At 68.9% G+C, this 24372-nt stretch carries 26 protein-coding genes; 16 read left to right on the forward strand and 10 right to left on the reverse strand.

The features are described 5' to 3' along the window. Positions 1-10 precede the first annotated feature (10 nt). The gene (gene queE / locus AZC_RS05490) at positions 11-649 is read right to left on the reverse strand and encodes a 7-carboxy-7-deazaguanine synthase (RefSeq protein WP_012169603.1); all 639 of its coding nucleotides are present in this window, start codon (positions 647-649) and stop codon (positions 11-13) included. Between the two features lie 270 nt (positions 650-919). Between queE and AZC_RS05495 the strand changes: the two genes are divergently transcribed. From AZC_RS05495 to AZC_RS05525, 7 genes are all read left to right on the forward strand, one after another. Next, positions 920-1876, forward strand: a complete 957-nt coding sequence (locus AZC_RS05495; protein WP_012169604.1) for a ring-cleaving dioxygenase — start codon at positions 920-922, stop codon at positions 1874-1876. Between the two features lie 118 nt (positions 1877-1994). After that, a complete protein-coding gene (gltS, locus tag AZC_RS05500) occupies positions 1995-3197 on the forward strand; it encodes a sodium/glutamate symporter (protein ID WP_043878937.1) in 1203 nt (400 codons plus the stop codon). Positions 3198-3268: 71 nt separating this feature from the next. Next, a complete protein-coding gene (locus AZC_RS05505) occupies positions 3269-3760 on the forward strand; it encodes a MarR family winged helix-turn-helix transcriptional regulator (RefSeq protein WP_081433907.1) in 492 nt (163 codons plus the stop codon). Further along, positions 3757-5832, forward strand: a complete 2076-nt coding sequence (locus tag AZC_RS05510; protein ID WP_012169607.1) for an FUSC family protein — start codon at positions 3757-3759, stop codon at positions 5830-5832. Before AZC_RS05505 ends, AZC_RS05510 begins: the two co-directional genes overlap by 4 nt. Beyond that, positions 5832-6041, forward strand: a complete 210-nt coding sequence (locus AZC_RS05515) for a DUF1656 domain-containing protein (RefSeq protein ID WP_043878938.1) — start codon at positions 5832-5834, stop codon at positions 6039-6041. The genes AZC_RS05510 and AZC_RS05515 overlap by 1 nt, the downstream gene beginning before the upstream one ends. Continuing rightward, positions 6038-6964, forward strand: coding sequence for an efflux RND transporter periplasmic adaptor subunit (locus tag AZC_RS05520; protein ID WP_012169608.1), 927 nt, complete (start codon positions 6038-6040; stop codon positions 6962-6964). The genes AZC_RS05515 and AZC_RS05520 overlap by 4 nt, the downstream gene beginning before the upstream one ends. A 333-nt stretch (positions 6965-7297) precedes the next feature. Beyond that, positions 7298-9403 carry a methyl-accepting chemotaxis protein gene (locus AZC_RS05525; protein WP_043878939.1) on the forward strand — a complete coding sequence of 702 codons (2106 nt, stop codon included), beginning with the start codon at positions 7298-7300 and terminating at the stop codon, positions 9401-9403. Between the two features lie 66 nt (positions 9404-9469). On the opposite strand, the gene AZC_RS05530 is transcribed toward AZC_RS05525, so the two are convergent. Then, the gene (locus tag AZC_RS05530) at positions 9470-10408 is read right to left on the reverse strand and encodes a LysR family transcriptional regulator (protein WP_012169610.1); all 939 of its coding nucleotides are present in this window, start codon (positions 10406-10408) and stop codon (positions 9470-9472) included. A gap of 336 nt (positions 10409-10744) precedes the next feature. On the opposite strand from AZC_RS05530, the gene AZC_RS25410 reads away from it, so the two are divergent. Next, positions 10745-11050: a hypothetical protein gene (locus AZC_RS25410; RefSeq protein ID WP_148209806.1), complete on the forward strand. Its 306-nt coding sequence runs from the start codon at positions 10745-10747 to the stop codon at positions 11048-11050. 111 nt (positions 11051-11161) lie between these two features. Here the strand turns inward: AZC_RS25410 and AZC_RS24265 are convergent, their stop codons facing one another. The 3 genes from AZC_RS24265 to cysQ all read right to left on the reverse strand — a co-directional run bounded on the left by AZC_RS24265 (position 11162) and on the right by cysQ (position 14133). Continuing rightward, positions 11162-12397: a hypothetical protein gene (locus tag AZC_RS24265; protein ID WP_052285866.1), complete on the reverse strand. Its 1236-nt coding sequence runs from the start codon at positions 12395-12397 to the stop codon at positions 11162-11164. A 151-nt stretch (positions 12398-12548) separates the two neighbouring features. Beyond that, complete coding sequence (locus tag AZC_RS05540) at positions 12549-13214, reverse strand: DUF1134 domain-containing protein (RefSeq protein WP_012169612.1); 666 nt, start codon at positions 13212-13214, stop codon at positions 12549-12551. A gap of 118 nt (positions 13215-13332) precedes the next feature. Continuing rightward, positions 13333-14133, reverse strand: coding sequence for a 3'(2'),5'-bisphosphate nucleotidase CysQ (gene cysQ, locus AZC_RS05545; RefSeq protein WP_043878940.1), 801 nt, complete (start codon positions 14131-14133; stop codon positions 13333-13335). Between the two features lie 254 nt (positions 14134-14387). On the opposite strand from cysQ, the gene chpT reads away from it, so the two are divergent. Then, positions 14388-15053 carry a histidine phosphotransferase ChpT gene (gene chpT / locus AZC_RS05550; protein ID WP_012169614.1) on the forward strand — a complete coding sequence of 222 codons (666 nt, stop codon included), beginning with the start codon at positions 14388-14390 and terminating at the stop codon, positions 15051-15053. 45 nt (positions 15054-15098) lie between these two features. On the opposite strand, the gene AZC_RS05555 is transcribed toward chpT, so the two are convergent. Both AZC_RS05555 and msrB read right to left on the reverse strand, forming a co-directional pair. Then, on the reverse strand, positions 15099-17207 hold the full coding sequence (locus AZC_RS05555) for a S9 family peptidase (protein ID WP_043878941.1): 2109 nt from the start codon (positions 17205-17207) through the stop codon (positions 15099-15101). Continuing rightward, positions 17185-17616 carry a peptide-methionine (R)-S-oxide reductase MsrB gene (msrB, locus tag AZC_RS24790; RefSeq protein ID WP_012169616.1) on the reverse strand — a complete coding sequence of 144 codons (432 nt, stop codon included), beginning with the start codon at positions 17614-17616 and terminating at the stop codon, positions 17185-17187. Before msrB ends, AZC_RS05555 begins: the two co-directional genes overlap by 23 nt. Before the next feature lie 371 nt (positions 17617-17987). Between msrB and AZC_RS05560 the strand changes: the two genes are divergently transcribed. Further along, positions 17988-18404 carry a MucR family transcriptional regulator gene (locus AZC_RS05560; RefSeq protein ID WP_043878942.1) on the forward strand — a complete coding sequence of 139 codons (417 nt, stop codon included), beginning with the start codon at positions 17988-17990 and terminating at the stop codon, positions 18402-18404. An 87-nt stretch (positions 18405-18491) separates the two neighbouring features. On the opposite strand, the gene AZC_RS05565 is transcribed toward AZC_RS05560, so the two are convergent. Next, entirely contained in the window at positions 18492-18758 is a 267-nt protein-coding gene (locus AZC_RS05565; RefSeq protein ID WP_244421798.1) for a hypothetical protein, read from the reverse strand. A gap of 215 nt (positions 18759-18973) precedes the next feature. On the opposite strand from AZC_RS05565, the gene AZC_RS05570 reads away from it, so the two are divergent. The 3 genes from AZC_RS05570 (at position 18974) to AZC_RS05580 (ending at position 20401) form a co-directional block, all read left to right on the forward strand. Beyond that, on the forward strand, positions 18974-19396 hold the full coding sequence (locus AZC_RS05570) for a helix-turn-helix domain-containing protein (protein WP_244421799.1): 423 nt from the start codon (positions 18974-18976) through the stop codon (positions 19394-19396). A gap of 8 nt (positions 19397-19404) precedes the next feature. Continuing rightward, the gene (locus AZC_RS05575) at positions 19405-19923 is read left to right on the forward strand and encodes a DUF6456 domain-containing protein (RefSeq protein ID WP_012169620.1); all 519 of its coding nucleotides are present in this window, start codon (positions 19405-19407) and stop codon (positions 19921-19923) included. A 67-nt stretch (positions 19924-19990) separates the two neighbouring features. Continuing rightward, positions 19991-20401 carry a DUF805 domain-containing protein gene (locus AZC_RS05580; RefSeq protein ID WP_012169621.1) on the forward strand — a complete coding sequence of 137 codons (411 nt, stop codon included), beginning with the start codon at positions 19991-19993 and terminating at the stop codon, positions 20399-20401. Between the two features lie 12 nt (positions 20402-20413). Here the strand turns inward: AZC_RS05580 and AZC_RS05585 are convergent, their stop codons facing one another. Next, positions 20414-20848 carry a SufE family protein gene (locus AZC_RS05585; protein WP_043878947.1) on the reverse strand — a complete coding sequence of 145 codons (435 nt, stop codon included), beginning with the start codon at positions 20846-20848 and terminating at the stop codon, positions 20414-20416. A 94-nt stretch (positions 20849-20942) separates the two neighbouring features. Next, the gene (locus AZC_RS05590; RefSeq protein WP_012169623.1) at positions 20943-21365 is read right to left on the reverse strand and encodes a DUF5330 domain-containing protein; all 423 of its coding nucleotides are present in this window, start codon (positions 21363-21365) and stop codon (positions 20943-20945) included. A gap of 251 nt (positions 21366-21616) precedes the next feature. On the opposite strand from AZC_RS05590, the gene AZC_RS05595 reads away from it, so the two are divergent. Genes AZC_RS05595 through AZC_RS05605 form a run of 3 tightly spaced genes read left to right on the forward strand, consistent with a single transcriptional unit; the run spans position 21617 to position 24335 of the window. Further along, positions 21617-23074, forward strand: a complete 1458-nt coding sequence (locus AZC_RS05595) for a sensor histidine kinase (protein WP_052285867.1) — start codon at positions 21617-21619, stop codon at positions 23072-23074. Further along, positions 23071-23991, forward strand: a complete 921-nt coding sequence (locus AZC_RS24270; RefSeq protein WP_012169625.1) for a peptidoglycan-binding domain-containing protein — start codon at positions 23071-23073, stop codon at positions 23989-23991. The genes AZC_RS05595 and AZC_RS24270 overlap by 4 nt, the downstream gene beginning before the upstream one ends. Continuing rightward, positions 23991-24335, forward strand: coding sequence for a DUF1491 family protein (locus tag AZC_RS05605; protein ID WP_043878948.1), 345 nt, complete (start codon positions 23991-23993; stop codon positions 24333-24335). The genes AZC_RS24270 and AZC_RS05605 overlap by 1 nt, the downstream gene beginning before the upstream one ends. Positions 24336-24372: the final 37 nt, after the last annotated feature.

Below are 24372 nucleotides of genomic sequence, written 5' to 3' on the forward strand. Positions count from 1 at the left end.
GGGCGCGCTTTCACGGAATGCCGGTGATCTTATGGGTCTGGAGGCTCAGGCGCCATTGCGGATGGGCGAGGCAATAAGCGATCACCGCCTGCGTGTTCTCGATCCGCGCCGGCCCGTCCATGGGCTGAAGGAAATAGTGCTCGAAGGTGAGGCCGGCCACCGCTTCGGGCGGCACCTCCGGCTGCGGATAGACGAGCTTCAGCTCGCTGCCCGTGCGCTGCACGATTTCCGCGCCGGCCTTGGGGCTGACGCAGATCCAGTCGATGCCGGCGGGGGCGGGGAGGGTGCCGTTGGTCTCGATGGCGATCTCGAAGCCTTCCGCATGGACGGCCTCAATCAGCGCAGCATCGAGCTGGAGCAGGGGCTCGCCGCCGGTGAACACCACATAGGGTCGACCGCCGGCGCCCTTCTCGCCCCAGGTCCGGGCGATGGTCGCGGCAAGGCTTGGCGCATCGGCAAAGCGCCCGCCACCTTCGCCGTCCATGCCGACGAAATCCGTGTCGCAGAAGCGGCAGATGGCCGAGGCGCGATCCTCCTCGCGGCCGGACCACAGGTTGCAGCCGGCAAAACGGCAGAAGACGGCCGCACGGCCGGCCTGCGCCCCCTCGCCCTGGAGGGTCTTGAAGATCTCTTTCACCGCATAGGACATGGCGCATGGCTCTAGCGGCGGGCGCGGGCGCGGACAAGCGCCCCCCGTGCAAGGGGCCTGTGCAGCGGCGGCCCTAGTCCTAGGTCATTGCATATACGCAATTATCCATTGTCGCTCCGCCATCTCCATTGTCTTTCCTGCAAGGCGCATCCGCCCTACTTATGAGGACGAAGCCGGGCCGCCCCAGAGCGGAACCGGCACGAGACTGGCCCCGCCGGCCGCATGTTGCGGCTGGCCGGTGGCCCGGAGGCTCGCCTCCCGGAGGATCACATGCAGACCACAGGCCTTGAACTGACCGGCTTCCACCATCTGACCGCCGTCTCCGCCGACGCGGTCTATAATCACGATTTCTACACCAAGGCGCTGGGCATGCGCCTCGTGAAGAAGACGGTGAACCAGGACGATACGTCCGCCTATCACCTCTTCTATGCGGACGGGGAAGGCAATCCCGGCACCGACATCACCTTCTTCGATTGGCCGGTGGGCCGGGAGCGGCGCGGCAACCATACGGTCGCTCGCACCGGCCTGCGGGTGCGCGACGAGGCGGCGCTCGGCTATTGGCAGGAGCGCCTGAAGGAACTCGGCGTGACGCAGGACGAGATCGTGCTGCGGGACAACCGTCCGACCCTCGATTTCGAGGATAAGGAAGGCCAGCGCCTCAGCCTCGTTGCGGACAACGGCCAGGGCCCCGGCGTGCCGTGGGCGAAGAGCCCGGTGCCGGAGGCGCACCAGATCCGCGGCCTCGGCCCGATCACGCTCAGCGTGCCGGACCTGAAGCCCACGGATGCCGTGCTCACCATTCTGCTTAACATGCGGCAGGTGCGCAGCTTCACCGATGCCTCCGGCGCGACCACCCACGTCTATGAGATGGCGCAGGGCGGCCCGGATGCGGAACTGCATGTGCGGGTCGATCCCAAGCTCGGCCCGGCGCGGCCGGGGGCGGGCGGCGTGCATCACGTGGCCTTCCGCGTGCCGACCTTCGAGGATTACGAGGGGTGGAACGCGCGGCTCAACGAACTGGGCGTGCCCTCGTCCGGCCCCGTGGACCGCTACTATTTCCGCAGCCTCTATTTCCGCGAGCCCAACGGCGTGCTGTTCGAACTCGCCACAGACGCGCCCGGCTTCTCGGCCGATGAGCCGCAGGCGACGCTCGGCGAGCGCCTCTCGCTGCCGCCCTTCCTCGAAGGCCGCCGCCGAGAGATCGAGGCGGGCCTGAAGCCGCTCTGAGCACCTTCCTGCCGGCCTCTCCGTGGGGCCGGCAGGAACGCTTTCGGCAGCGCCGGCGCTTTATCCCCGTGGCGGTTCGGGCGATAAGAAGGCTCCGGTGCCACGGAGAGCAGGGCGGATGAGCTATCAAGTTCCCGGCTTCATCGCCTTCACCATCGCCATCGTGGTCTATTTCGTCGGTGCCGGGCTCAACAACCTCGTCCCGCCGCTGCGCCGCTGGAACATTCCGGAGGCAGTGACCGGTGGACTGCTTGCGGCACTGGCGACCCTTGTGGCGCACAACGGCTTCGGCCTCGCCATCTCCTTCGACATTGCGGCCCGCGACCTGCTGCTGCTCTATTTCTTCACCGGCATCGGCCTCAATGCGCGCCTTGCCGATCTTGGCGCCGGCGGGCGGCCGCTGGTCATCCTGCTCGTCCTCACTGTCGTCTATCTCGGTCTCCAGAATGCCGTGGCGCTGGGCGCTGCGGCGGCGCTGAAGCTACCGGAGGGCATGGCGCCGCTGCTCGGCTCGGTGTCACTGGTGGGCGGGCACGGCACCACCATCGCCTGGGCGCCCCTCATCTCGCAGCGCTTCGGCCTCAGCAACGCGCTGGAGGTGGGGATCGCGAGCGCTACCCTCGGCCTCGTTCTCGCGAGCCTGCTCGGCGGCCCCATCGCCGGCCTGCTGATCTCGCGCTTCCGGCTGCGTGGCGGGGCTGCGGAGGCGCCCATGGTCGGCCTGCCCGAGGAGACGGGCCAGCCGGAGGGCGGGGAGGTGGGCTATCGCAACATCCTGAGCACGCTGCTGGTGCTCAATGTTGTGATCCTGGTCGCCTATTCGCTGGAGGGAATCGTCGAGAAGACCGGCATCAAGCTGCCGCTGTTCGTGGTGTGCCTACTGGTGGCGATCGTGGTCACGAACCTCCTGCCGCTGGTGTTGCCGCGCCTGCCGTGGCCGGCGCGCACGCCGGCGCTGGCGCTGATCTCGGACCTGTCGCTGAAGATCTTCCTCGCCATGTCGCTCATGAGCATGCAGCTCTGGACCCTGGGCGGACTTGGTCCGGCCCTGGCTCTGGTGCTGGGGCTGCAGAGCCTCGTCGCCGTGCTCTACATCCTGTTCGTGGTGTTTCCGGCCATGGGGCGGACCTATCAGGCCGCCGTGCTGGCGGCGGGCTTCACCGGCATCAGCCTCGGGGCCACGCCCACCGCCATCGCCAACATGACGGCGGTCACGCGCACCCACGGCCCGGCGCCGCTGGCCTTCATCATCCTGCCGCTGGTCTCGGCCTTCTTCATCGACATCATCAACGCGATCGCCATCGGCTTCATGGTGCGCTGAGCGCATCGGGGTCGGGGCGGCGCCCCGCAGGGATTGGTTGCATCGTAATAATTAGGGTGCTAATAGAAAGCATGACTTATAAATATTCCGCGCCCACGCTGCCGCCCGCGACCCAGTTCGGGCGCCTGGTCATTCAGGTGCACCGGCTATGGCGGCGGGAACTGGACCATGCCCTGGTCGGCCACGGACTGAGCCTTGCGACCGCTCTGCCGCTGCTCATGCTGCGCGAGCGCGGGGAACTGCGGCAGAACGCGCTGGCGGAGGCGCTCGGCATCGAGTGCCCCTCGCTTGTGCGCCTGCTCGATGCGCTGGCCGCCGAAGGGCTGGTGGAGCGGCGGGAAGACCCGGCAGACCGCCGGGCCAAGGTGCTGCACCTCACCCCGCTCGGGCAGCGCCGCGCGCAGGCGGCGGAGGATGCGCTTGTGGTCATGCGCGCGCGCCTGCTGGCGGACGTGTCCGAGGAGGATCTCGCCCGCACGCTCCATGTGCTGCGCACCGTCGAGGGGCGCCTCGATCGTGAGGCGGAGACCCGTCGGCCCGGAGCGGAGGGAGATGCCGCATGATCGCGCTGCTGGCCAGCCTGCGCCCACGGGCGACGGACTGGATCTTCTCGCTGAAGACCTTCGCCGCCGCCATGACGGCGCTCTTCATCGCGCTGTCCTGCGGGCTGGAGAAGCCCTTCTGGGCCATGGCGACGGTCTATATCGTCTCCTCGCCCATGTCCGGTGCGCTGTCGTCCAAGGCGGTCTACCGGGTGCTGGGCACCATCATCGGTGCCACCGCGACGGTGGTGCTGGTGCCCAATCTCGTGAACGCCCCGGAACTGCTCAGCCTCGTCCTCGCGCTGTGGGTCGGCGGGTGCCTCGCCGTCTCGCTGCTCGACCGTACCCCGCGGTCCTACGTCACCATGCTCGGGGGCTACACGGTGGCGCTCATCGGCTTTCCGGCGGTGAGCGATCCCGGCGCGGTGTTCGACACGGCGGTGGCGCGGGTGGAGGAGATCGTGCTCGGCATCACCTGCGCCGGGCTGTTCGGCCATCTGCTGCTGCCGCGCCACGTGGGCCCGATGGTCGCCGGCCGTATTGATGCCTGGCTCAAGGACGCGGGGGAGCTCACCCTCGACGCCTTCGCGGGCGTGACGGGCGCGGAGGCCCGCGCCAAGCGCGCCCGGCTGGCCGCCGACGCGACGGAACTGCACGGCCTGTCGGTGCACCTTGCCTATGACCATTCCCAGTTTCGCGGCACCACCGGCCTGATGCAGGCGCTGCGCGGCCGCATGCTGCTGCTGCTGCCCCTGCTGGGTGGCATTGCCGCGCGCGTGTCCTCCCTGAAGCAGGACGGCGCCCTGACCGACGACCTCGCGCAGGTGCTGGAGCGCCTTTCGGCCTGGACGCGGGCGGGCGAGGCGGTGGACGCGCAGGAGGCGGCATGGCTGCGTGCGCGTCTCGCGGACCTCAAGCCGGACACCGGCCCCGATGCCGCCTGGGCCGCGCTCCAGCAGGCCTATCTCATCGACCGCCTGAACCTCTTCATGGACGTGCGCGAGCAGTGCCGCGACCTCTGGCGCGCCGTGAAGAGCGGCGGGGCCGCGCTGCCACCTAGCCTCGACGGCAACCGCCGCCTGCCGCCCGCGGGCACGGTGCATCGCGATCCGCGCCTCGCGGTCTGGTCGGGGGCCTCGGCGATGCTCTCTATCCTGCTCTTCTGCGCCTTCTGGATCTCCAGCGGCTGGGCCGACGGCGCGACCGGCGCGCAGATGGTGGCGGTGGCCGCCTGCCTCATGGCCGGGCTCGACGATCCGGCGGTGGGCATCCTCTCCTTCGTGCGCGGCCTGCTGGTGGCCATCGCCGCAGTCTGCCTCTATGCCTTCGTGATCCTGCCGGGCACGGACGGCTTCCCGCTGCTGACATTCATGCTGGCGCTCTATCTGGTGCCTGCCGGCACGCTGATGAGCATGCCGGGCTGGGGCGGCACGGGCCTTGCTCTGTGCCTCAATTTCTCAGCGCTCATCGGCATTCAGGAGCGCTTCTCCGCCGATTTCGCCGCCACGCTCAATGGCGACATGGCCGCCGTCATCGGTATGCTGTTCGCCGCGGTGGTCGCGACGCTGGTGCGCTCCATGACGGTGCAGCAGGCCATCGGACGGCTGTTGCGGGCCAATGCCTCGGACCTCGCGGCCATCGCGCAGAGCCCGGCGCAGGTGCGCGCCGACCCGCTGGCGGTGCGGATGCTGGACCGGCTGGGGCTGATCGTGCCCCGACTCGCCAAGGCCGGCCCCGACGCGCCCGAGGCGGGGCATGCCCTGCGCGAAGTCATCGCCGCCATCAATGTCGCGGACCTGAAGCGGGCCCGCCACGCGCTGCCGGCGGGGCCGCGCCGGGCGGTGGAGGAACTCCTCGGCCGCATCGCCGGTGCCGCCCGCGCGGCGGGCGAGGGCACGCTCTTCGATCAGGCCATGACCCCCGTCGCGCCGCCGCTCGATGATGCGCTCGGCGCGGTTCTGGCCCTGCCGTCCGGCGGACGGCGGGACGAGGCGCTCACCGCGCTGGTGGCGCTGCGCTGCGCCCTTGTGCCGGGCGCCGCCGCCTTCCGTCCGTCCGCCGTCCATGAACCCGTCTGGAAGGAGGCCGTGTGATGGCCGATCTCGATCTGCATGGGGTGTTCATTCCCCGTCTGCTGGTTCTGGCGGTCGCCGCTTACGTGACGCTGGCGCTGCTGCGTCCGCTCCTCGACCGCGCCGACCTCTATCGCCTCGTGTGGCACCGCGCGCTGTTCGACGTGTGCCTCTACGTCCTCGTCCTGGGCGGTTTCGTCGCCCTCTCGCTGCAATGGTCGCAATCATGAAACGGATGCTCGCCACCGCCGGGCGCATCGGCGTCACCCTCACCGCCCTCGTTCTGGCGGTGCTCACCGGCCACTATCTGTGGTCCTATTACATGGAGGAGCCCTGGACCCGCGACGCGAAGATCCGCGCCGCCGTCGTGGAGGTGGCCCCCGATGTCTCCGGCCTCGTCTCCGAGGTGCTGGTGGACGACAATGCGGCGGTCCGCAAGGGCGACCCGATCCTGCGCATCGATCCGCAGCGCTTCCAGATCGCGCTGGAACAGGCGGACGCCGCGCTCGCCAGCCGGAAGGCGGCCCTCGTGCAGGCGCAGCGGGACTATGATCGTGCCCAGCAGCTGAGCGAGATGGCGGTCTCCCGCCAGGCCCGCGAGCAGGCGGAGACGACGCTGGCGCAGGACAAGGCCGCGCTGGCGCAGGCCCAGAGCGACCGCGATCTTGCCGCCCTCAATCTGGAGCGCTCCACCCTGCGGGCGCCCGTGGATGGCATCATCACCAATTTCGAACTGCGGCCGGGCAAATACGTCTCGGCCGGATCGGGCGTCGCCGCGCTGGTCGACACCGGCTCCTATTATGTGGCGGGCTATTTCGAAGAAACGAAGCTGCCCCGCATCGCGCCCGGCGACCGCGTGAAGATCTCGCTCATGGGATCGGATGCGGTCCTCTCCGGACGCGTGCGCAGCATCGATGCGGCGATCGAGGACCGTGAGCGCTCCGACGGCTCGAGCCTCATCGCCAATGTGACGCCCACCTTCAGCTGGGTGCGTCTCGCCCAGCGCGTGCCGGTGCGCATCGCGCTCGATCCGGTGCCCGAGGGCACGCGCCTCGTGGCCGGCCGCACGGCGACGGTGGAGGTGTTGCCCGGCACCGCGTCCGGGACGGCGCAGGCGGACGCGCGGGGCGAGGCGCCGACGCTGACGCGCTGAACGTCGATCCCGTCCGGCCGGAGCGTTGGCCTGCTCCGGCCTTCAGTCTTCCCCTACGTCTCGTCGCCATGCCGGAGGTTTCGGCCGTTGGGGAAGTCGCCTCGTCTTGCCAGGCCCAAGATGTTGCGGGGCGGCTATCGCATCTGAGCTGGCGAGGTGCAGCGCATTCGTCAGTCGTGCTGATAGTATTGCGGTTCGATACCTCCATTTACATCAGGTTCGCGCAAGCCAGCGTTGTTCTTATGGAATAATGTGCGGGTCCTCAGGATTTGCGCGGCCGTCGTGCGGACGGTGCGCGCATCGGGCGATCCGTCTTCTTGCGTGGGGATGGATATGAGCTTCGCCAGCCGGTTGTCGATCAAGTGGTCGCTGGGCCTTTTCCTCGGTGTTCTGGGCGTCATCGTCTTCATCTATGCGGGCATTGATCTTGCCGGCGCGCTGAAGCGGCAGGCGGCCTCCGAGCGGGTGCTGACGCTGGCGCAGGCCAGCCGCACGGCGCTGAAGACCCTGCTCGGCACGCGCCTCGAACGCGGCTCGCTCAACATCGCGCTCTCCGGCGAAGGCCCGGCGGATGCCGCCATCACCGGCAATATCGCCAATTATCGCAAGACGGTGGAGGCCGGATACGGGGCGCTCGTCGCTTCCATCGAGGCCGCCGGCATCGCCAAGCCCATCTCGACGCTTCCGGCGCTGAAGCAGGCGCATGACGCCATGGTGGCGCTCCAGTCGCGTCTCGATGCGGATGCCGGGCGGCCGAAGTCCGCCCGCGATCCGCAGTCGCACGGGGCGTCGCAGACCACCTACCAGAATTTCCTCAATGCCCTGACAGCGACCACCGACGCGGTGGACGCCTCCATCTTGAATGCGGACAAGGGCGTGGACCGCTATCTGGCGGTCAAGCGCGCGGCCTGGGCGGCACGGGCACAGTATGGCGCGGCGCTTGTGCGACTGGAGACGGTGGTGGCGGCCAATCGCGGCTTCACCCCGGTTGAGGCGGGTCTCGCCTTCGAGGAGCGGGGCAAGACGGCCAGTTTCTGGAGCGTGCTTCAGGATGCGGTGAATGCTGATGACATGGCCCCCGCGGTGCGTGAGGCTTTCAACAAGGCAAACACAGCTGCCTTCACCGGGCAGGTCTGGGAAGACACCAAGGCCGCCTACGACACGCTGGCCGCCGGCAAGCCGCTGCCCATCGCCGCGAAGGACCTTCAGGTGCAAAACACGTTGAAGGCCGGGCTGGTGGTGGAGGTGGCCAATGTCGCGCTCGACCAACTGGTACAGAGGGCGGAGGCCGTGGTCTCGGAATCCCGCGCCGACTTCTTCCTGTCGCTCGCTTGTCTCATCGGCTCGGCGCTCATCGTCGTCGCCGGCCTTGCCTTCACCCTCCTGCGCGTGACGCGGCCGATCCAGAAGCTCAACGACACCATGCGCAGCCTTGCCGATGGCGATACCGAAGCCGAGGTGGGGAGCCTCGATCGCGGCGACGAGATCGGCGAGATGGCCCGCGCCGTGCAGTTCTTCAAGGAGAACCTCCAGCGCAACAAGGAACTGGAGGAGGATGCGAAGCGCATCGCCCGCGAGGCGGAAGAGGCGCGCCGCGCCGGCATGCTGAAGCTTGCGGATGATCTCGAGCGCTCGGTGGGCGCCATCGTCGCCGCCGTCTCCTCGTCCGCGACACAGATGGAGGCGACGGCGCAGGCCATGTCCTATTCCGCGTCCACCACGCTGTCCCAGTCCACCTCGGTCTCTTCGGCGGCGACGCAGGCCTCCGCCAATGTGGCGGCGGTGGCGGGCGCGACGGAGGAGCTGGGCTCCTCGGTGAGCGAGATCGGCCGCCAGGTCGAGCATTCGGTCAACAAGGCGCAGTCGGCGGTGACGGAGGCGGAGAACGCCAGCGGCGTCATCATGGAGCTCAATCAGGCGGCGGCGCGCATCAGCACCATCGTCGATCTCATCTCGCAGATCGCCGGCCAGACGAATCTTCTTGCCCTCAATGCCACCATCGAGGCGGCACGCGCGGGCGATGCGGGCAAGGGCTTCGCCGTCGTCGCCTCCGAGGTGAAGGGCCTCGCGGAGCAGACGTCAAAGGCCACGACGGAGATCGCGCAGCAGGTGGCGAGCATCCAGGGCACCACCAATCAGGCGGTGGCGGCCATTGACCACGTGATGAACACCATCCGCGACATCAACACGGCGGCCCGGCAGATCTCCACCACGGTGGAGCAGCAGTCGCAGGCCACCATGGAGATCGTGCAGAACATCAGCCAGGCGTCCGTGGGCGCGAACGAGGTGAACTCCATCATCACCAGCGTGGCGCAGGCGGCGGGCGAGACGGGCGATGGCGCGCGGCAGGTGCTGGACGTGTCCTCGGAACTGGCCGGGCGCGCCGCTTCGCTCCAGAGCCAGATGAAGAGCTTCCTCGCCACCATCCGCGCGGCCTGAGCGTCAGACCGTCGGAATAACGAAAAGGCCGGGCGGGCTGGCTGAACCCGCCCGGCCTTTCGTCGTTCAGGGCGTGAGCGTCGCCAGGGCAGGATCGCGGCCCATGCCGAGATCCTGGTTGAGCCGCGGCGCGATGCGCCGGGCCTCGGCCACGAGGGCGGCGGTGAGGGGCGTGGTCGGCTCGCGGTGGGGCACCACGAGGCCGATGGAGTGGGTGATCTCCGGCTCGACAATGGGGATGGAGCGCAGCTCGGAGGTGAGGCCGAGGGAATCCGCGAGCATCGCCGGCATGACGCTGGACCACTGGCCCGTGCGCACATGGGTGAAGAGCACGATCATGGAATTGCTCTCCAGCGTCGGCTTCTGCACCGCGCCGGAGGCGGCGAGCAGTCCGTCCACGATGCGGCGGTTCTGCATGTCGGGCGTCAGCAGGCAGAGCGGCAATTCGGCGATTTCCGCCCACGTCACCTGCTCGCGGTCGCCATATTTGGCGCCCGGCGAGGTCACGAGACGGTAGCGCTCGCGATAGAGCGGCACGGTATTCACGCGGCCGAGCGGCTCGTTGTCGAGATAGGTGAGGCCGGCGTCGATCTCCAGATTCTCGAGATGGTTGAGGATCTCGATGGAGGTCGAGGAGATGACGGTGAAGCGCACGTCCGGATGACGGGCGCGGAAGGGTGTGGTCAGCGCCGCCACCATGGGCAGAGCGGTGGGGATGGCGGCGATGCGCAGCGGGCCGGACAGGCCGCGCTTGAGCGCGTCGATGTCCTGCCGCATGGCGCGGCTGTCGGCCACGATGCGGCGGGCCCATTCCAGCGTGCGCTCGCCCTCGGGCGTGAAGCCCATGAAGCGCGAGCCCCGCTGCACCAGCAGTACGCCGAGCGTATCCTCCAGTTGCTTGATGCCGGCCGACAGTGTCGGCTGCGTCACGCCGCAGGCTTCCGCCGCCCGGCCGAAGTGCCGTTCGCGGGCCAGAGCAATGAGATATTCAAGTTTGTCGATCATCCGGCCACTCGGAACACTGCCTCGGTCTATCCCTCGCAGGGAATTCCATCGGCCGCAAGCTCGGCCTTCCGTGGGCGCGGTGCGACGAGCCTTCGGTGCAGTGCGACATGAAAGACACAGAAGACGTATTCCATTCGCACGGCCCGATCGATCGCGGGGCTTACTTCCGCCGAATTCGAAAGTATTCAATCGATCCTGTGGACAGAGCGTTCCGCATGGTGAGCTAGAGGCTGTTAACCGAAGTGGCGAATGCTTGCGGGTTTCTATGGGAACCAAACGCTAAGCCGCAGGGTTACGCCGTCGAGCGACACGCTCCAAGTTGTTGTGGAGAGCATGATGAAAAGTGCCCGGATTTGCGCCGCGGCCGTGTTCGGCCTGTTGGCGTTCGGCACCGTTTCCGCTGAAGCGGCCAGCCCCATTTCCCCCCTCGCAGCCCCCGCGCCCGTCACTTCGGCGCCGGTGGAGCAGGCGGCCTGGGTCTGCGGGCCGGCGCGCTGCAACTGGGTGCCCGGTCCGCCTCGTGGTCCCGTGCCGCCGTGGGCCCGTGGCTGGGGTCCGCCGCCCCGTCCGGGCTGCTACTGGACCCGCCAGCCGCGCCCCTATGGGCCGCCGCGCTGGGTTCAGGTCTGCCGCCGCTGGTGACGGCGGTCCTCTCCGGACGAGACGCCTGACGACATGAAGACGGCGGCACCCTCGGGTGCCGCCGTTCTGCTGTGCGGTCTCCGGCGACGTTCGCCGGCCGTGTCCTGAAGACTACTCTCCGGCGACCTGCCGGGCGCGGGGATAATCCGGCTCCGCGTTCGCCGCTTCCGTCTGTCGGGCGGAGCGGATGCGTCCGGCTAGGGTCAGCGTCCCGCCCGTCTCCTCGCGCTCCGCCTTGGCCAGCAGATCGGGGAGAGGGGAGCCGGGCGTTTCCGCCGCACGGGCCGCCACCTTGGCGGCGAGATCGAGAATGGCGTCCTTGAGCTGCGCCCGCGCCTCGGGCCCGTCACCGGCAGGTGCGTCGCTGCGGGCGGCCCGCGCGCGCTCCAACGCTTCGCGCATCATGGCGTGGTCGGCCTTCAGCATGTCGAGTTCACCGGTCAGGCGGGTGATGTCGGTTTCCGATCGCGCGAAATCGTCGGCGCGCTGGTGTTCCATCAGGTGCTGGCCGCTGCGCAGGGCTGCGATCTCCGCCTGCGAGAGCGCGAGCGCCGCCTCCAGTTCCGCAATGCGGCCGGCGCGGGCGTCCAGTTCGCCGCCGCGGCCCGCGCTCTCGTCCCGCGTGGCGGCAAGGGCGGTGCGGGCTTCGGCAAGTTCCGCCTCGAGCGTCGCCTGCGCCGCGCCGGCCTCCGCCAGCCGGGTATCGAGCTCCTGTCCCCGCGCTTCGGCAGTCTCAAGCTTCGCCTGCGTCTCCTCCTGGCGCGCACGGGCCTCGGCCAGCGTGTTCTCCAGTTCGAGGATGCGGCCGTCGAGGGCGATAAGGCGGGTGTCCCGCTCGGCGAGGCTGAGCGTCATCTCGTCGGCGCGTGCGGTCTGGTCCGCCAGATCGCGGGTGGTCTGCGCCAGCGCCGTGCGGGTGTTGGCGAGGGCTGCATTGGCCTGTTCGAGCTGGATGCGGTGGTCCGCCAGCGCCTCGGCCTCGGCGGCAAAGCGCGCTGCGAGGTCGGAATGGGCGGTCGAGAGCGCCTCGTGCGCCGCCTTCTGGGCGGTCAACTGCTGTTCCAGGTTGAAGATGCGCTGGCGCTGGCGCTCGATGGTCGTGGCCTGCGCCACCAGCGTGTTCCGGGCCTGGTCGAGCTGGAGTTCGAGCCGGCGCTGCGAGACGGCGAAGGCCGCGCGCTGCTGGTCCTTGTCGGCCTGCACCTCGAAGATGGAGATGGGCACGGCGGCCTCGACGCGCCGCGTCGTCAGGCGGACGGCCCGGTGCCAGACAGCCGGCAGCACGAGGAGCGCGATCAATGTCGCACTCAGCACGCCCAACCCGAAGAACATGATCTGTTCGATCACGTGAAACCTGCGCTTTCCACCGCCCGCCGGTGTTGTCATTCATGCCATGCAAAAGCACGGCAGGCTACCTGAGAGCACCGCCGTGCAGGCCGAATGGCTCACGCTTGGTTTACAACGCGGCGTTTCGATGGCGCCGCTCAACGCTGAAGCCTCAGAAGGGGTTCCAGGTCGGCTGGGGCGTGAATTTCAGATAACCGAGGTTGGCTCCGAGACGCACGCCGACGCCCGAACGGATGGGCACCACCACGATGTCGTCGGCGGTGAGGGCCGTCATGCCGAAGCCTGCGACAAAATAGGCCGAGCCGGTGACGCCGCCGAAGCGGCGGAACACGTCGTCCACGGTGCGCAGGTTATAGACGAGGATCATGGTGCGGCCGCCGTCGCCGCCGAAGTCCCAGCCGATGGACGGGCCCTGCCAGTAGACCTTCAGGTCGCCGGCATTGCGGGTATAGAGCGTGCCCTCGCCGTAGCGCAGGCCGCCCACGAAGGCGCCAGTGCCTTCCTGGCCGAGGATGTAGCCGTTGGGCTGGCCCCACTGGGACACCGCCTTCTCGATGGAGAGGGCGAGGCCCTTGGACACCGTGCCGAAGAAGGAATGGCCCTTCGCCACCAGCTCGTTGGTGGAATAGGTGCTGTTCTGCCCCTGGCCCTGGCGGGGCTGGTACTGCTGCTGGGGCTGGTAGGGCTGCGGCTGGGGCGGCGCCGTATAGGGCTGCGACCCATAGGGCTGCTGCTGAGCCGCAGCCGGGCTGGCCAGGGCCGCGAGGAACGCAAGCCCGGCAAGGGTGCGGGCCAGGGAAGAACGCGGTGTGGTCATGCGGGGAACTCGCGGTTGGCGACGGGCGGGACGTTACGATTCGGCAGGCGATCGTTTCCCGCTACTGTGACGCAGACAAGGCGAGGCGCAAACCCGCGCTGCCAGCCCGCGCCCGCCGTCAGGCGACGGGCCGGCCTTCCGCGATGAAGCCGTTGACGCGGAAGTCGTTTTCCGGATGGCCGTAGGTGAGGGGCGATCCATCGGGCCGGCGCACGCTGCCGCCGGCGGCCACCACGATGGCGTGGCCGGCCGCCGAATCCCATTCCATCACCGGCGACAGGCGCGGATAGAGGTCCACCGCGCCTTCCGCCAGCAGGCCGAATTTCAAGGCCGAGCCGGCGTTGACGCAATCCTCGACCTCGAAGCCGCCGATGAAGGCGCTGGTGCTGGGGTCCGAATGGGAGCGGCTGGCGCAGACGCGGATGGGCCCGGCGGGGCGCAGCCGGCAATGGATGGGCGTCCAGCTTTCCGGCACCACCGCATCCTCCGGCGCGCGCAGCGCCTTGAAGGCGGCGCCGTCGCCGCCCGCATAGAGCAGGCCCTTGGCCGGTGCGTAGATGATGCCGTAGCGCGGCGTGCCATCCTCGACCAAGGCAATGTTCACCGTGTACTCGCCATTGCCCGAGACGAACTCCCGCGTTCCGTCCAGCGGATCCACGAGGAAGAAGCGTCGGCCCGGCGCGACCCCGCCGCCGGCGGCGACCGCTTCCTCGGCGATGATGGGCGTGCCGGGCGCGAGCGTGCGCAGGGCCGGGCAGATGAGTGCCTCTGCGGCCTCGTCCGCATCCGTCACCACGCTGGCGTCCGCCTTCTCCCGCGCATGGATGCCGTTCGCCTCGATCCGGCGGATGACGGCGCCAGCGTCGAGGGCGATGCGGGCCAAAGCGGCGAGGAAGGTGAGGTCGGCTGGGGCGGTCATGGGCGGCAATCGCTCCGGGGCGGGGCGGAGCCCGCTGTCAAAGGGCGCTTGTTAGGCCGGGCGGGACCGCTTGGGAAGAGGGCGCCCTGTCGCTGCGTCCGGGCCGCCGCGCCCCGCTCGCGCTTGTAGCCGGCGAATTCGCGGTATATCAGAGCGCCGAGCGCCGTTCTGCGGGCCGGGTTGCGCCGCATCATGGATGGAGGCGCCGAAGGCTTCGCCCCGGTCGCCGTTTCGGAACCGCCAACGGATACGCCATGTCTTCCGAGTCCACAGGCTCGACCGTCACCCTCAAGGTCTCGCCGCTCGATCTCGCCGCGCTGCTGTGCTCGCGCGTGTGCCACGACGTCATCAGCCCGGTCGGCGCCATCGTCAACGGCCTGGAAGTGCTGGAGGACGAGGACGCCCCCGACATGCGGGAAGTGGCCCTCGACCTCATCTCCAAGAGCGCCCGGCAGGCGTCCGCCCGTCTCCAGTTCACGCGCCTTGCTTTCGGCGCCGCCGGCTCCGCCCGTGCCACCATCGATCTCGGCGATGCCGAGAATGTGGTGCGCGGCATGATGGAAGACGCGCGCACCAAGATTGACTGGATGCTGCCGCGCGAGCTGCTGCCGAAGAACCGGGTGAAGCTGCTGCTGAACCTGATGCTGCTGGCCGGAATGACCGTGCCGCGCGGCGGCGTGATCCAGGTGGCGGCCGTGGGCGCGGCGCCCGACATGGGTTTCTCCATCGCCTCCACCGGCGTCAGCGCCCGCATCCCGCAGGCCATCCTGCCCCTGCTCGACGGCGTGCCGCCGGAAGGCGGGCTCGACGCCCATGCGGTGCAGCCCTTCTATGCCGGCCTACTGGCGCAGGACTGCGGCCTCGTGCTCGGCTTCTCCCAGGACGGAGAGACCGTCACGCTGTCGGCCCTGCCGGCCTGAGCGGGCCGGTCCTCGAAGGACCGGCGCCGCCCGTTCTTGCGACGGTCAGGCGATGACGCCGGCCGTCTTCAGCGCGAAGATGTATACGAGCGCCACTTCCTCCAGCCGGTCGAACCGGCCGGCGGCGCCGCCATGGCCCGCCTCCATATTGGTCTTGAGCAGGATCGGTGCCGTACCGGTATTGGCCGCCCGCAGCCGCGCGATCCATTTGGCCGGTTCCCAATAGGTGACGCGCGGGTCGGTGAGGCCGGCGAGTGCGAAGAGCGCCGGGTAGGCCTGCGCCGTCACATTGTCCACGGGCGAATAGCCGAGGATGGTGCGGAAGGCGTCCGGATCGATGATCGGATTGCCCCATTCGGGCCATTCGGGCGGGGTGAGGGGCAGCGTGTCGTCCAGCATGGTGGCGAGCACGTCCACGAACGGCACCTCGGCGACGATGCCCGCGAACAGGTCCGGCCGCATGTTGGCGATGGCGCCCATGAGCATGCCGCCCGCCGAGCCGCCCTGCGCGACGATCTTCTCCGGCCGGGTGAGGCGCGCCTGCACCAGATGTTCGGCTGCGGCGATGAAGTCCGTGAAGGTGTTGGTCTTCTTCGCCAGCTTGCCGTCCGTGTACCAGTGCCAGCCCTTTTCCGTGCCGCCGCGCACGTGGGCGATGGCATAGACGAATCCCCGATCCACCAGCGACAGGCGGGTGGTGGAGAAGCTCGCCGGCATGGACATGCCGTAGGCGCCATAGCCATAGAGCAGGCAGGGTGCGCTGCCGTCGAGCGGCGTATCGGCGCGGTAGAGCAGGGAGATGGGCACCTGCTCACCATCCGCGGCCGTCGCGAACAGGCGGCGGGTCACATAAGCCGCCGGGTCATGCCCGCTCGGCACCTCCTGCCGCTTCAGCAGCGCGCGGGTGCGTGCGGCCATGTCGTAATCCCATTCCTCAGCCGGGGTGGTCATGGAGGAATAGGTGAAGCGCAGGCTTTTCGGATCGAACTCATAGCCGCCGTTGAGGCCGAGCCCATAAGCCTCCTCGGCGAAGGCGATGGCATGCTCCTCGCCGCTTGCCAGCGCCCGCAGCGTGACGCGCGGGAGGCCGTCCTCCCGCTCGAGCCGGACCAGGAAATGCCGGTAGGCGGTGTGGGACAGGATCATGCGCCCGGCACGGTGCGGCACGAGATCGCGCCAGTTCGCCTTCTGCGGCGCGGCGGTCGGAGCTGTCACGAGCTTGAAGTCTTCGGCCCCGTCCGCATTGGTGAGCAGGATGAGGGTATCGGCGCCGCCCAGATCGGGGTGGTGCTCCACGTCATAGCGCAGCCCGACGGTGCGCGCGGCGACGAGGCGGGGTGTGGCGGACGGGTCGGCGAGGTCGAGCAGATGGACTTCCGACGTCTCATGGTCGCCGCAGGCGATGAGGCCGAAAGTCCCCGACTGGGTTTCACCCAGTGAAACAAAGAACCCCTTGTCCGGCTCCTGATAGATGAGTTCGTCGCTCTCCGGCGGCGTGCCGATGCGGTGACGGAACACCATGGAAGGACGGTGTTCCTCGTCGCGGCGGATGTAATAGAGGGTCTCGGCGTCGCCGCCCCAGAGCAGGTCGCCGGTGGTATCCGCTATGCTGAAGGGCAGGTTGGCGCCGGTCGCAAGGTCCCGCACCCGCAAGGTGAACAGTTCCGAGCCCGCCTCGTCCGCGGCATAGGCGAGCCGGGCGTGGTCGCGGCTGTGGCGGGCGGGCGCGAGGCGGAAATAGGCCTTGCCTTCCGCTTCCCTGTCGCCGTCCAGCAGGATCTCCTCTGCGCCGTCGGGCAGGGCCTTGCGGCAGATGAGCGGATGCTGCCCGCCGGTGCGGTGGCGGGAATAATATGCGAAGGCGCCGTCCGGCGATGGAACGTTCGCATCATCTTCCTTGATGCGTCCGCGCATTTCCGTGATCAGCCGCTCCTTCAGCTCTCCATAGGCGGCAAAGTAGTGCGCAGAATAGCTGTTCTCGGCTTCCAGATAGGTGCGGATGTCGGCGGGCAGGAGCGCAGGATCACGCATGACGTCGCGCCAGTTGTCGGCCCGCAACCAGGCGTAATCATCATGGACCGTGACGCCGTGCAGCGTGCGGGCGGTCGGACGGCGGGGAGCCTCGGGAAGATCAGGCGTCACGTGTGTTCTCATCGGCGGGAGACAAGTGCAGTGCGGTGCCGTTCATGCAGAAACGCAGGCCTGTCGGCCGCGGTCCATCCGGAAAGACATGGCCGAGATGACCATCGCATCGTGCGCATCGGATCTCCACCCGATGCATGCCATGAGATCGATCTTCGACACTCTTGACTGCGTCTGCTCTGACGGGGGCGTAGAAACTGGGCCATCCGCTGCCGGAGTCGTATTTGGTCTCCGAATTGAACAATGCTGCTCCGCAACCAGCGCATTCGTAGATACCGGCCCGTTTTTCGTCCCAATAGGGACCGGTGAAGGCCCGTTCGGTGCCGTGCTGTCTCATCACGCGATATTGTTCTGGGGTGAGGGCGTTGCGCCACTCCTCCTCCGAACGTTCGATCTTCTCCGGGGAGTCCTTTTGGGTCATGGTCGCCTCTGTACTTATTGGCGCAAATTCTTGTGCTCAGAGGTAGGCATCAGCGGGCGCCGTGGCAAGGTGTGCGGTAACCGGCGGCAACCAACCGCGCGTCGCGGATGGTGGAACGAACGCGTGGTCTTTGCAGGTTGTAGTGCTCTCGCATGGTGGAGCGCCGTTTCCAAAGAGCAGGGAAGAAGAACGTTGAAACACGCCAAAATGAACTTGCAATTCATGGCAGATCAACATAGGTAGGCATGAGTGGCGCCCGTCGAATCGCAGCGCTCTCGCAGCGATATCCGCGCGTTTGGCGCAAGCTCGAATTTTCCCGTCGCGGTCAGCACGCCGTTGTGAAATTTGTTTCCAAACTTGAAGAAAGACCCATGAGCGAAGCTACGGAATCGACCACCTACATCGAGCTGGCTGCGGATATCGTCTCCGCTTACGTCAGCAACAACTCGGTCGCGGCGGCAGACCTCCCCAACCTCATCAATGAGGTTCATGCAGCGCTCCAGCGTGTCTCCAAGGGCGAGAGTGAGCCGGCGCCCGAGCCGCTGAAGCCCGCGGTGCCCGTCAAGAAGTCCGTCACCCCGGATTTCATCGTCTGTCTCGAAGACGGCAAGAAGTTCAAGTCGCTGAAGCGCCACCTGCGCACGCAGTACAACATGAGCCCCGAGCAGTATCGCGAGAAGTGGGCCCTGCCGCCGGATTATCCGATGGTCGCCCCCAATTACGCGGCCGCCCGCTCCGAACTCGCCAAGCAGATGGGTCTCGGCCAGCAGCGTCGCCGCCGTCGTTGAGCGCTTGCCGAACGTTATGCCAAAAGGGCACCCGGCCTTCCGCCGCGGTGCCCTTTTCTTTTGGGGCCGCTCATCTTCCGGAAGGCCTCAGGGGCAGGTGCGGCCCCGGGCCAGGCGGCACAAGGCCGCATGGCGCACGGGATCGTAGCCGATGCCGGTCAGCGCGGCCCGGCGCACGGCCCGAAGCGCTGCGGTGGGGTCGCCGGCGGTGAAGACCTTGAGGGCCTCCATGCGCAGCCCGATGTCCTGCTCGCGCTCCCGTGCGGCGAAGCCGCGAATGCGTGGGCGCCGGGGACGCTGGGCCGGATTGGTGGGCGGAGCGGACATGCGGTGGCGGTCGGGACGGGGAGGCATGGAGTGTTCCTTTCCCCTCCAGCATGCGCCGGCCTGCCGATCAGGGGGATAAGTTCCTATTCTTGAGCCGCATCCCTCGCCTGTATGCGGCTTGCCAGCCCTTGCCATAAAAACGTTTTGCCGTCAGGAGCCGGTGGCCAGTGGTGCCGACTTATCCCCCTTGCGTTTCCGTGTGTCACGTTATAGGAAATTTATCCTATATTGGGAGATGCGCGATGGATGCGGCCTGCCTGCTGCCTGTGAGGGTCAGTCCTGGAGTTGAACCGTGGTTCGGTCCCTCGGCAGGGGAGACGGAGGCTCCGGCGACATCCCGCCGCCTGCGGTGCTCCGGGTCGGATCTCTCGCTGCTGTGCCGCATGGCGGCACTGGCGGCGGCCCGCCACGATGCCGCTCTCGCGCAGGAGATGCTGGCCACCTGCGACCGCAGTGCCCCGGTGGCCCGTGCCCGCCAGCTTGCCATGTATCTCGCCCATGTGGCGCTGGGCCTGACGCAAAGCCAGGTGGCAGAAGGCTTCCGGCGCGATCGCCGGACGGTGGCGCATGCCTGCCTGCGCATCGAGGAGCGGCGGGAGGCGCCGGCCTTCGACGGCGACGTGACCGTGCTGGAGGCAGGCCTGCGCTGGGTGGCCGCGCGATGAGCCGGGCCATGCCCCGCCGTGCGGCCTCCGGTCGCCACCCGCCTGCGCGCACCGCAGCTCCGGTCGTCACCGATGAGAGCCCGCTCGACTGGCTCGCCCGCCGCAGGGGGCGCGACGGCACGCCCCTGATCACTCCGGCCCAGCAGGGCGCCGGAGAACGGCTGCGGCGGGATTTCACGCAGGCCGGCCTCACGCCCCGCGTCACCGCCAACTGGTCGGCGCTCGGCACGGGGGCGGCCGGTGCCGCGGGCAGCCCCGGCAGCTTCAGCGACGTGGTGCTTGCGGCCAAGACGCGCTTTGCGCTGGCGATGCGCGCGCTCGGTCCGGAACTCTCGGGTACTGTCGTCGATGTTTGCTGTTTTCTGAAAGGACTGGAAACCGTGGAAAGCGAGCGGCGCTGGCCGCCGCGCACCGCGAAGGTCGTGCTCGGGCTGGGTCTCGACCGGCTGGCCCGTCACTACGGCCTTGCCTCGCAGGCGCAGGGACGGGGCACGGCGCCGACGCGGGCCTGGCATGCGGGGGAGTGATCGTCTGTGCATCGCGGCAGGCCGGATCATTCCACCGCTTGACCATCAGCCATGGGGCGGGGTCATCATGGGTGGTCCGAACGTGGTGGGGGCATGGATGGACGGCTATCTCGCGGCCATGGGCAAATACGGCACCTTCTCCGGCCGCGCCGCGCGGCAGGAATACTGGGTGTTCCATCTGGTGCTGGTGGTGCTGTCGCTGGCCGCCTCCGTGGCGGACCTTCTGGTGTTCGGCACGGGCCTCGACCATCAGGGCCCGGTGGGCCTCGTGGTTCTCCTGGTCCATCTGGTGCCGAGCTTCGCCGTCTCGGTGCGGCGGCTGCATGACATCGGCCGCACCGGCTGGTGGCTGCTGCTGGAGATCACCGTGATCGGCATCCTGGTGATCTTCATCTTCGCGCTGCAGCGGGGCACGCCCGGCCCCAACCGCTATGGTGCCGATCCCTATGGCGCCGGTCCCCAGGGCGTCGCGGCCTGAGGGCTCTGCCGCTCAGGCGGTGGCGAGGGCGGCCCGGGCGTCGGCGCGGATGCGCTCCACCATGGAGCGCAGGCCGTTGGAGCGCTGCGGCGTGAGATGGCCTTCGAGCCCGATGCGACGGAACACCGCCAGCGCGTCGGTCTCGAGGATCTCCTTGGCCGTATGGCCGGAGAGCACGGTGAGCAGCACCGCCACGAGGCCGCGCACGATATGGGCGTCGGAGTCGCCCCGATAGTCCAGCACCGGGCCATCCGCCGTGTCGCGGCGCGCGCCCACGAGCCACACTTGGCTGGCGCAGCCCTGCACCTTGTTGGCTTCCGTGCGCAGCTCCTCCGGCAGGTCCGGCAGGCTGCGGCCGAGTTCGATCACGAAGCGGTAACGGTCTTCCCAATTGTCCAGAAGCTCGAAGTCCTCGATCAGGTCTTCGGCGGTCTTGGGCTTGGTCATGGAAAGTGTCCGTTCTCGTCGTCTGGCCGGGCGCACGGGTGCGCGTTCCGCCTCATATAGGCGGCAGCACGCGCTTGCGAAAGCGTGCGGGAGATCAGGCGGGACGGCGCGGGGGCAGGGGCATGCCGGGGGCGGGCGCGCCGCGCTGCGGCTCCAGACTCCAGGCGGGCGCGAGGTCCTGCGGGGTCAGGTCGTGGGAAGCGCTGCCTTCCTTTGCGGCAGACGGCTGGGGCGCGGCGGGAGCGGTGCCCGCATCGGCCTTGTGGGCGCCGATGGCGTCATAGACCCATTTGGCGCTCGCCTGCGCCTTCTCCGCCATGTGGTCGAGCATTTCGCCGCCCACCGCGCAGGCATCCGGCTGGCGCTGGCAGAAGCCGCGCGCATCGTTGATGGCCGCCTGCACGGCGGTGAAGGCCTGCCACGCGCCGATCTGCCGCCCGCCGTCGCTGGTGACGCCGATGGGCAGGATCAGAAGGATGAGGGCCAGCCAGAAGGCCATTCGCAGCAGGAAGAACATCCGATCCTCACGGCCCCGGCCAGCCTCCTGAGGCCGGGCGCTTACCCTTGAAAGTAGCAAAGCCGGGCGCGCGGGGCAGCGGCGGGGACCCGTTTGCCACCGCTTCTTTTCAAGACATCGTTAACGCTGATCGCGTCCGTGATGGCGCTGCGCGCTTAGCCTTCCTTAAAGCCTTCCGTGTCAGGCTCTCTCCCATCGTCATGCAAGGGCGCCGCGGGCGCCGGTCGCACGGTGGGCACATGGATTGGGTCTTGAGCGATCAACGGCAGGGTGCAGGCAGCCTCAACGCGCAGCCGGACGCGGCGCGATCCGGTCGCGTCCGCACGTCGCTGCGTGATCTGGCCGGGGTCGGCCGCCACAGCGCCGCCGCGCTTGGGGCGCTGGCCTTCATGTGCGCGCTCGCCGGCGGCGGGCTGCTGCTGGCGGCGGCGCTCGGGCTCTCGGAGACCGGCCTGCCGGAAGGCGGCTGGCTGCTCGGCTGCGGCCTCATCAGCGCCGCTCTGTCCGCCGTCGCCGCTGGCCTGTCTCTGGCGGCCGAGCGGCTCGACCGTTCCATGATGGGCGTCGATCTGGCGCTCGTCACCCTGCACGGGCGGGGCGGCGAGGTGCTGGGGCTGGAGCATGCGGATGCCGCCCGCGCCCATGTGCCGGAGGATGCCTGGCTGGGGCAGGGCCTGTTCGACCGCGTGCTGGTGCCCGATCGGCCGGCCTTCCTCGCGGCCCTCTCCACGGCCGCCCACGGCCTTTCCGCCACCGAGAGCGTGTGCGAGGTGCGCCTGCGTTGCGAGGGCGAGGGCGAGGCCCCCGATTTCGTGTGGATGGAACTGCGTTGCGTCCCGGCTGGCGAGGACCGCGCCCGCGCGCACTGGCGCGACATCCATGCGGTGAAGATACAGCTGGAAGAGGATCACCGCGCCCGCACCGAGGCGGAGCGGGCGAACCTCGCCAAGAGCCGCTTCCTCGCCGCGATGAGCCATGAACTGCGCACGCCGCTCAACACCATCCTCGGCTTTTCCGAACTGCTCGCCACCGACACCGAGCAGCGTATCGATGCCCGCCGCAAGGAAGACTATGCCCGCATCATCCACGAGAGCGGCCAGCATCTCCTCGGTGTCGTGAACGACATCCTCGACCTGTCGCGGGTGGAGGCGGGGGCCTATGAGCTTTCCTTCGAGCACATCGACATGGCCCATCTGGTGGATGGCTGCGTGGAGATGGTCGGCCTCGATGCCGCCCGCCGCAACATCAAGGTGACGACGCTTCTGCCCGCCCGCCTGCCGCGCCCCATGGCCGACCAGCGGGCCGTGCGCCAGATGACGCTGAACCTGCTTTCCAATGCCGTGAAGTTCTCCGAGCACGGCGGCCTCGTGGAAGTGAATGTCTCGGCCCAGAACGGCGTCGTGTCCCTGAGCGTGCGCGACAGCGGCGCCGGCATGTCGCCGGCCGAGGTGGAGCGGCTCGGGGAGCCCTTCTTCCAGGCGGGCGACGCGGAGCGCCGCGCGCGGGGCAGCGGCCTCGGCCTTGCCGTGGTGCGCGCCCTCGTGAAGCTGCATGACGGTGCCTTCGAGGTGACGAGCAGCGTCGGCGGCGGCACCACCGTCACCATCAGCCTGCCGGTGCGGCGGTCGTCGGGCGTTGTTTCGCCCTTCGCGCGGGCCATCACCGATGAGGCCGGCCGCAAGGACAATGAGGGGCGCCGGATCGCATGAGGCTCGCATTCTGGCGCCCGGCCGAGACCGAGGCGGATGACCTTGCCGGTGCCGGCGCGTTCGAGGCGTTCAAGGCCGAGCGCAGCCTGAAGCGGCGGCGCCGGCTCGATGCCATGGCGGGCGCGCTGCTGGTGGCCTGCACCGTCGGCGTGCTGGTAAACATCTTCTCGCTGCAGAACGGCAACCGCTCGAACTTCATGTTCGGCCTCGCGCTGCCGGAGGCCATCGGCAAGCGCCTGACCATCGATCCGCGCACCCTGCTGACCGGCACCAGGGCGAGCGATACCGATGCCGCCCCGGCGGCTCCGGTGCCGACGCAGGCGCAGCTCCAGCCGCAGCTTCTCGCCGCCACGGCGCCGCCGGCCGCCGCCGTGCCGCCCGCGGCACCGCCCCAGTCCATCGCCGCCCTCATCACCGGCGGCGCGCCTGCCGCGCCGGCGCCCCGCCAGCCCCAGCCGGTCGTGGCGGACGTCCAGCGCGAGCTTTCGCGGCGCGGCTTCTATGACGGCCCGGCCGACGGCCTCACCGGCCCGAAGACGGAAGCGGCCATCCGCGCCTATGAGCAGAGCGCGCGCCTGAAGGTGACGGGCACCGCGAGCGACGCTCTGCTGGCGCAGATCCGCCGCACGCCGGTTGCCTCCAACGCCATGCTGCCGCCCGCCAATGTGGGCGGCGGCGACATCACCGGCGCGCTTCGGCCGCCGGGCGAGGTGGCCAGGCCCAACCGCGTGCTCGGCGTGCAGAAGACGCTGGCGCGCCTCGGCTATGGCCCGCTCAAGGTGACCGGCAGCCTGTCGCCCGAGACGCGCCTTGCGGTGCAGCGCTTCGAGCGCGATCGCGGTCTCCCGGTGGATGGCGAGATCACGGACCGTCTGGTGCGCGAGCTCTCCACGGTCTCCGGCACGGCCATCGAGTGATGCGGCTCAAGAGCGCGATCTTCGTCTCGGCCCTCATCCGCCGCGCGCAGGTGGAGGGCGCCTATGCCGTCGTCCGCCGCAAGGGCGCGGAGGAGGCGGGAGCGGTGTTCGTGAAGGTGGCGCCGCTGGACGGCACCGCCGCCTTCTACGGCCCGGCGCCGCAGAGCGAGATCGACGAGAGCTTTCCTGCTGACCGCCTGTTCAGCCCCATCCTCGGGCCGGGGACCCCCGAGGCGGACGTGGAAGCGCGCATCCAGAAGGAAGTGCGCTTCGATCCCGATCTGTGGCTGGTGGAGATCGAGGACCGGGACGGCCGCAGCTTCCTTGATCTCGCAAAAGCTTGAGATTTCCGCCGCCCTGACGCTGCGGTGCAGCTTTCCC

Source organism: Azorhizobium caulinodans ORS 571 (assembly GCF_000010525.1).
Taxonomy (GTDB): Bacteria; Pseudomonadota; Alphaproteobacteria; order Rhizobiales; family Xanthobacteraceae; genus Azorhizobium; species Azorhizobium caulinodans.

What these genes read in the sequence shown, in the direction of transcription:
- AZC_RS05505 (WP_081433907.1), top strand. Translation starts at nt 3,269, where the DNA reads ATGACTTATAAATATTCCGCGCCCACGCTGCCGCCCGCGACCCAGTTC.
- AZC_RS24270 (WP_012169625.1), top strand. Translation starts at nt 23,071, where the DNA reads ATGAGGCTCGCATTCTGGCGCCCGGCCGAGACCGAGGCGGATGACCTT.
- AZC_RS05575 (WP_012169620.1), top strand. Translation starts at nt 19,405, where the DNA reads ATGCCCCGCCGTGCGGCCTCCGGTCGCCACCCGCCTGCGCGCACCGCA.
- AZC_RS05565 (WP_244421798.1), bottom strand. Translation starts at nt 18,758, where the DNA reads ATGCCTCCCCGTCCCGACCGCCACCGCATGTCCGCTCCGCCCACCAAT.
- AZC_RS05530 (WP_012169610.1), bottom strand. Translation starts at nt 10,408, where the DNA reads ATGATCGACAAACTTGAATATCTCATTGCTCTGGCCCGCGAACGGCAC.
- AZC_RS05540 (WP_012169612.1), bottom strand. Translation starts at nt 13,214, where the DNA reads ATGACCACACCGCGTTCTTCCCTGGCCCGCACCCTTGCCGGGCTTGCG.
- cysQ (WP_043878940.1), bottom strand. Translation starts at nt 14,133, where the DNA reads ATGACCGCCCCAGCCGACCTCACCTTCCTCGCCGCTTTGGCCCGCATC.
- AZC_RS05520 (WP_012169608.1), top strand. Translation starts at nt 6,038, where the DNA reads ATGAAACGGATGCTCGCCACCGCCGGGCGCATCGGCGTCACCCTCACC.
- AZC_RS05515 (WP_043878938.1), top strand. Translation starts at nt 5,832, where the DNA reads ATGGCCGATCTCGATCTGCATGGGGTGTTCATTCCCCGTCTGCTGGTT.
- AZC_RS05580 (WP_012169621.1), top strand. Translation starts at nt 19,991, where the DNA reads ATGGGTGGTCCGAACGTGGTGGGGGCATGGATGGACGGCTATCTCGCG.
- gltS (WP_043878937.1), top strand. Translation starts at nt 1,995, where the DNA reads ATGAGCTATCAAGTTCCCGGCTTCATCGCCTTCACCATCGCCATCGTG.
- chpT (WP_012169614.1), top strand. Translation starts at nt 14,388, where the DNA reads ATGTCTTCCGAGTCCACAGGCTCGACCGTCACCCTCAAGGTCTCGCCG.
- AZC_RS05555 (WP_043878941.1), bottom strand. Translation starts at nt 17,207, where the DNA reads ATGAGAACACACGTGACGCCTGATCTTCCCGAGGCTCCCCGCCGTCCG.
- queE (WP_012169603.1), bottom strand. Translation starts at nt 649, where the DNA reads ATGTCCTATGCGGTGAAAGAGATCTTCAAGACCCTCCAGGGCGAGGGG.
- AZC_RS05560 (WP_043878942.1), top strand. Translation starts at nt 17,988, where the DNA reads ATGAGCGAAGCTACGGAATCGACCACCTACATCGAGCTGGCTGCGGAT.
- AZC_RS05585 (WP_043878947.1), bottom strand. Translation starts at nt 20,848, where the DNA reads ATGACCAAGCCCAAGACCGCCGAAGACCTGATCGAGGACTTCGAGCTT.
- AZC_RS05570 (WP_244421799.1), top strand. Translation starts at nt 18,974, where the DNA reads ATGGATGCGGCCTGCCTGCTGCCTGTGAGGGTCAGTCCTGGAGTTGAA.
- msrB (WP_012169616.1), bottom strand. Translation starts at nt 17,616, where the DNA reads ATGACCCAAAAGGACTCCCCGGAGAAGATCGAACGTTCGGAGGAGGAG.
- AZC_RS05590 (WP_012169623.1), bottom strand. Translation starts at nt 21,365, where the DNA reads ATGTTCTTCCTGCTGCGAATGGCCTTCTGGCTGGCCCTCATCCTTCTG.
- AZC_RS25410 (WP_148209806.1), top strand. Translation starts at nt 10,745, where the DNA reads ATGAAAAGTGCCCGGATTTGCGCCGCGGCCGTGTTCGGCCTGTTGGCG.
- AZC_RS05525 (WP_043878939.1), top strand. Translation starts at nt 7,298, where the DNA reads ATGAGCTTCGCCAGCCGGTTGTCGATCAAGTGGTCGCTGGGCCTTTTC.
- AZC_RS05605 (WP_043878948.1), top strand. Translation starts at nt 23,991, where the DNA reads ATGCGGCTCAAGAGCGCGATCTTCGTCTCGGCCCTCATCCGCCGCGCG.
- AZC_RS05510 (WP_012169607.1), top strand. Translation starts at nt 3,757, where the DNA reads ATGATCGCGCTGCTGGCCAGCCTGCGCCCACGGGCGACGGACTGGATC.
- AZC_RS05495 (WP_012169604.1), top strand. Translation starts at nt 920, where the DNA reads ATGCAGACCACAGGCCTTGAACTGACCGGCTTCCACCATCTGACCGCC.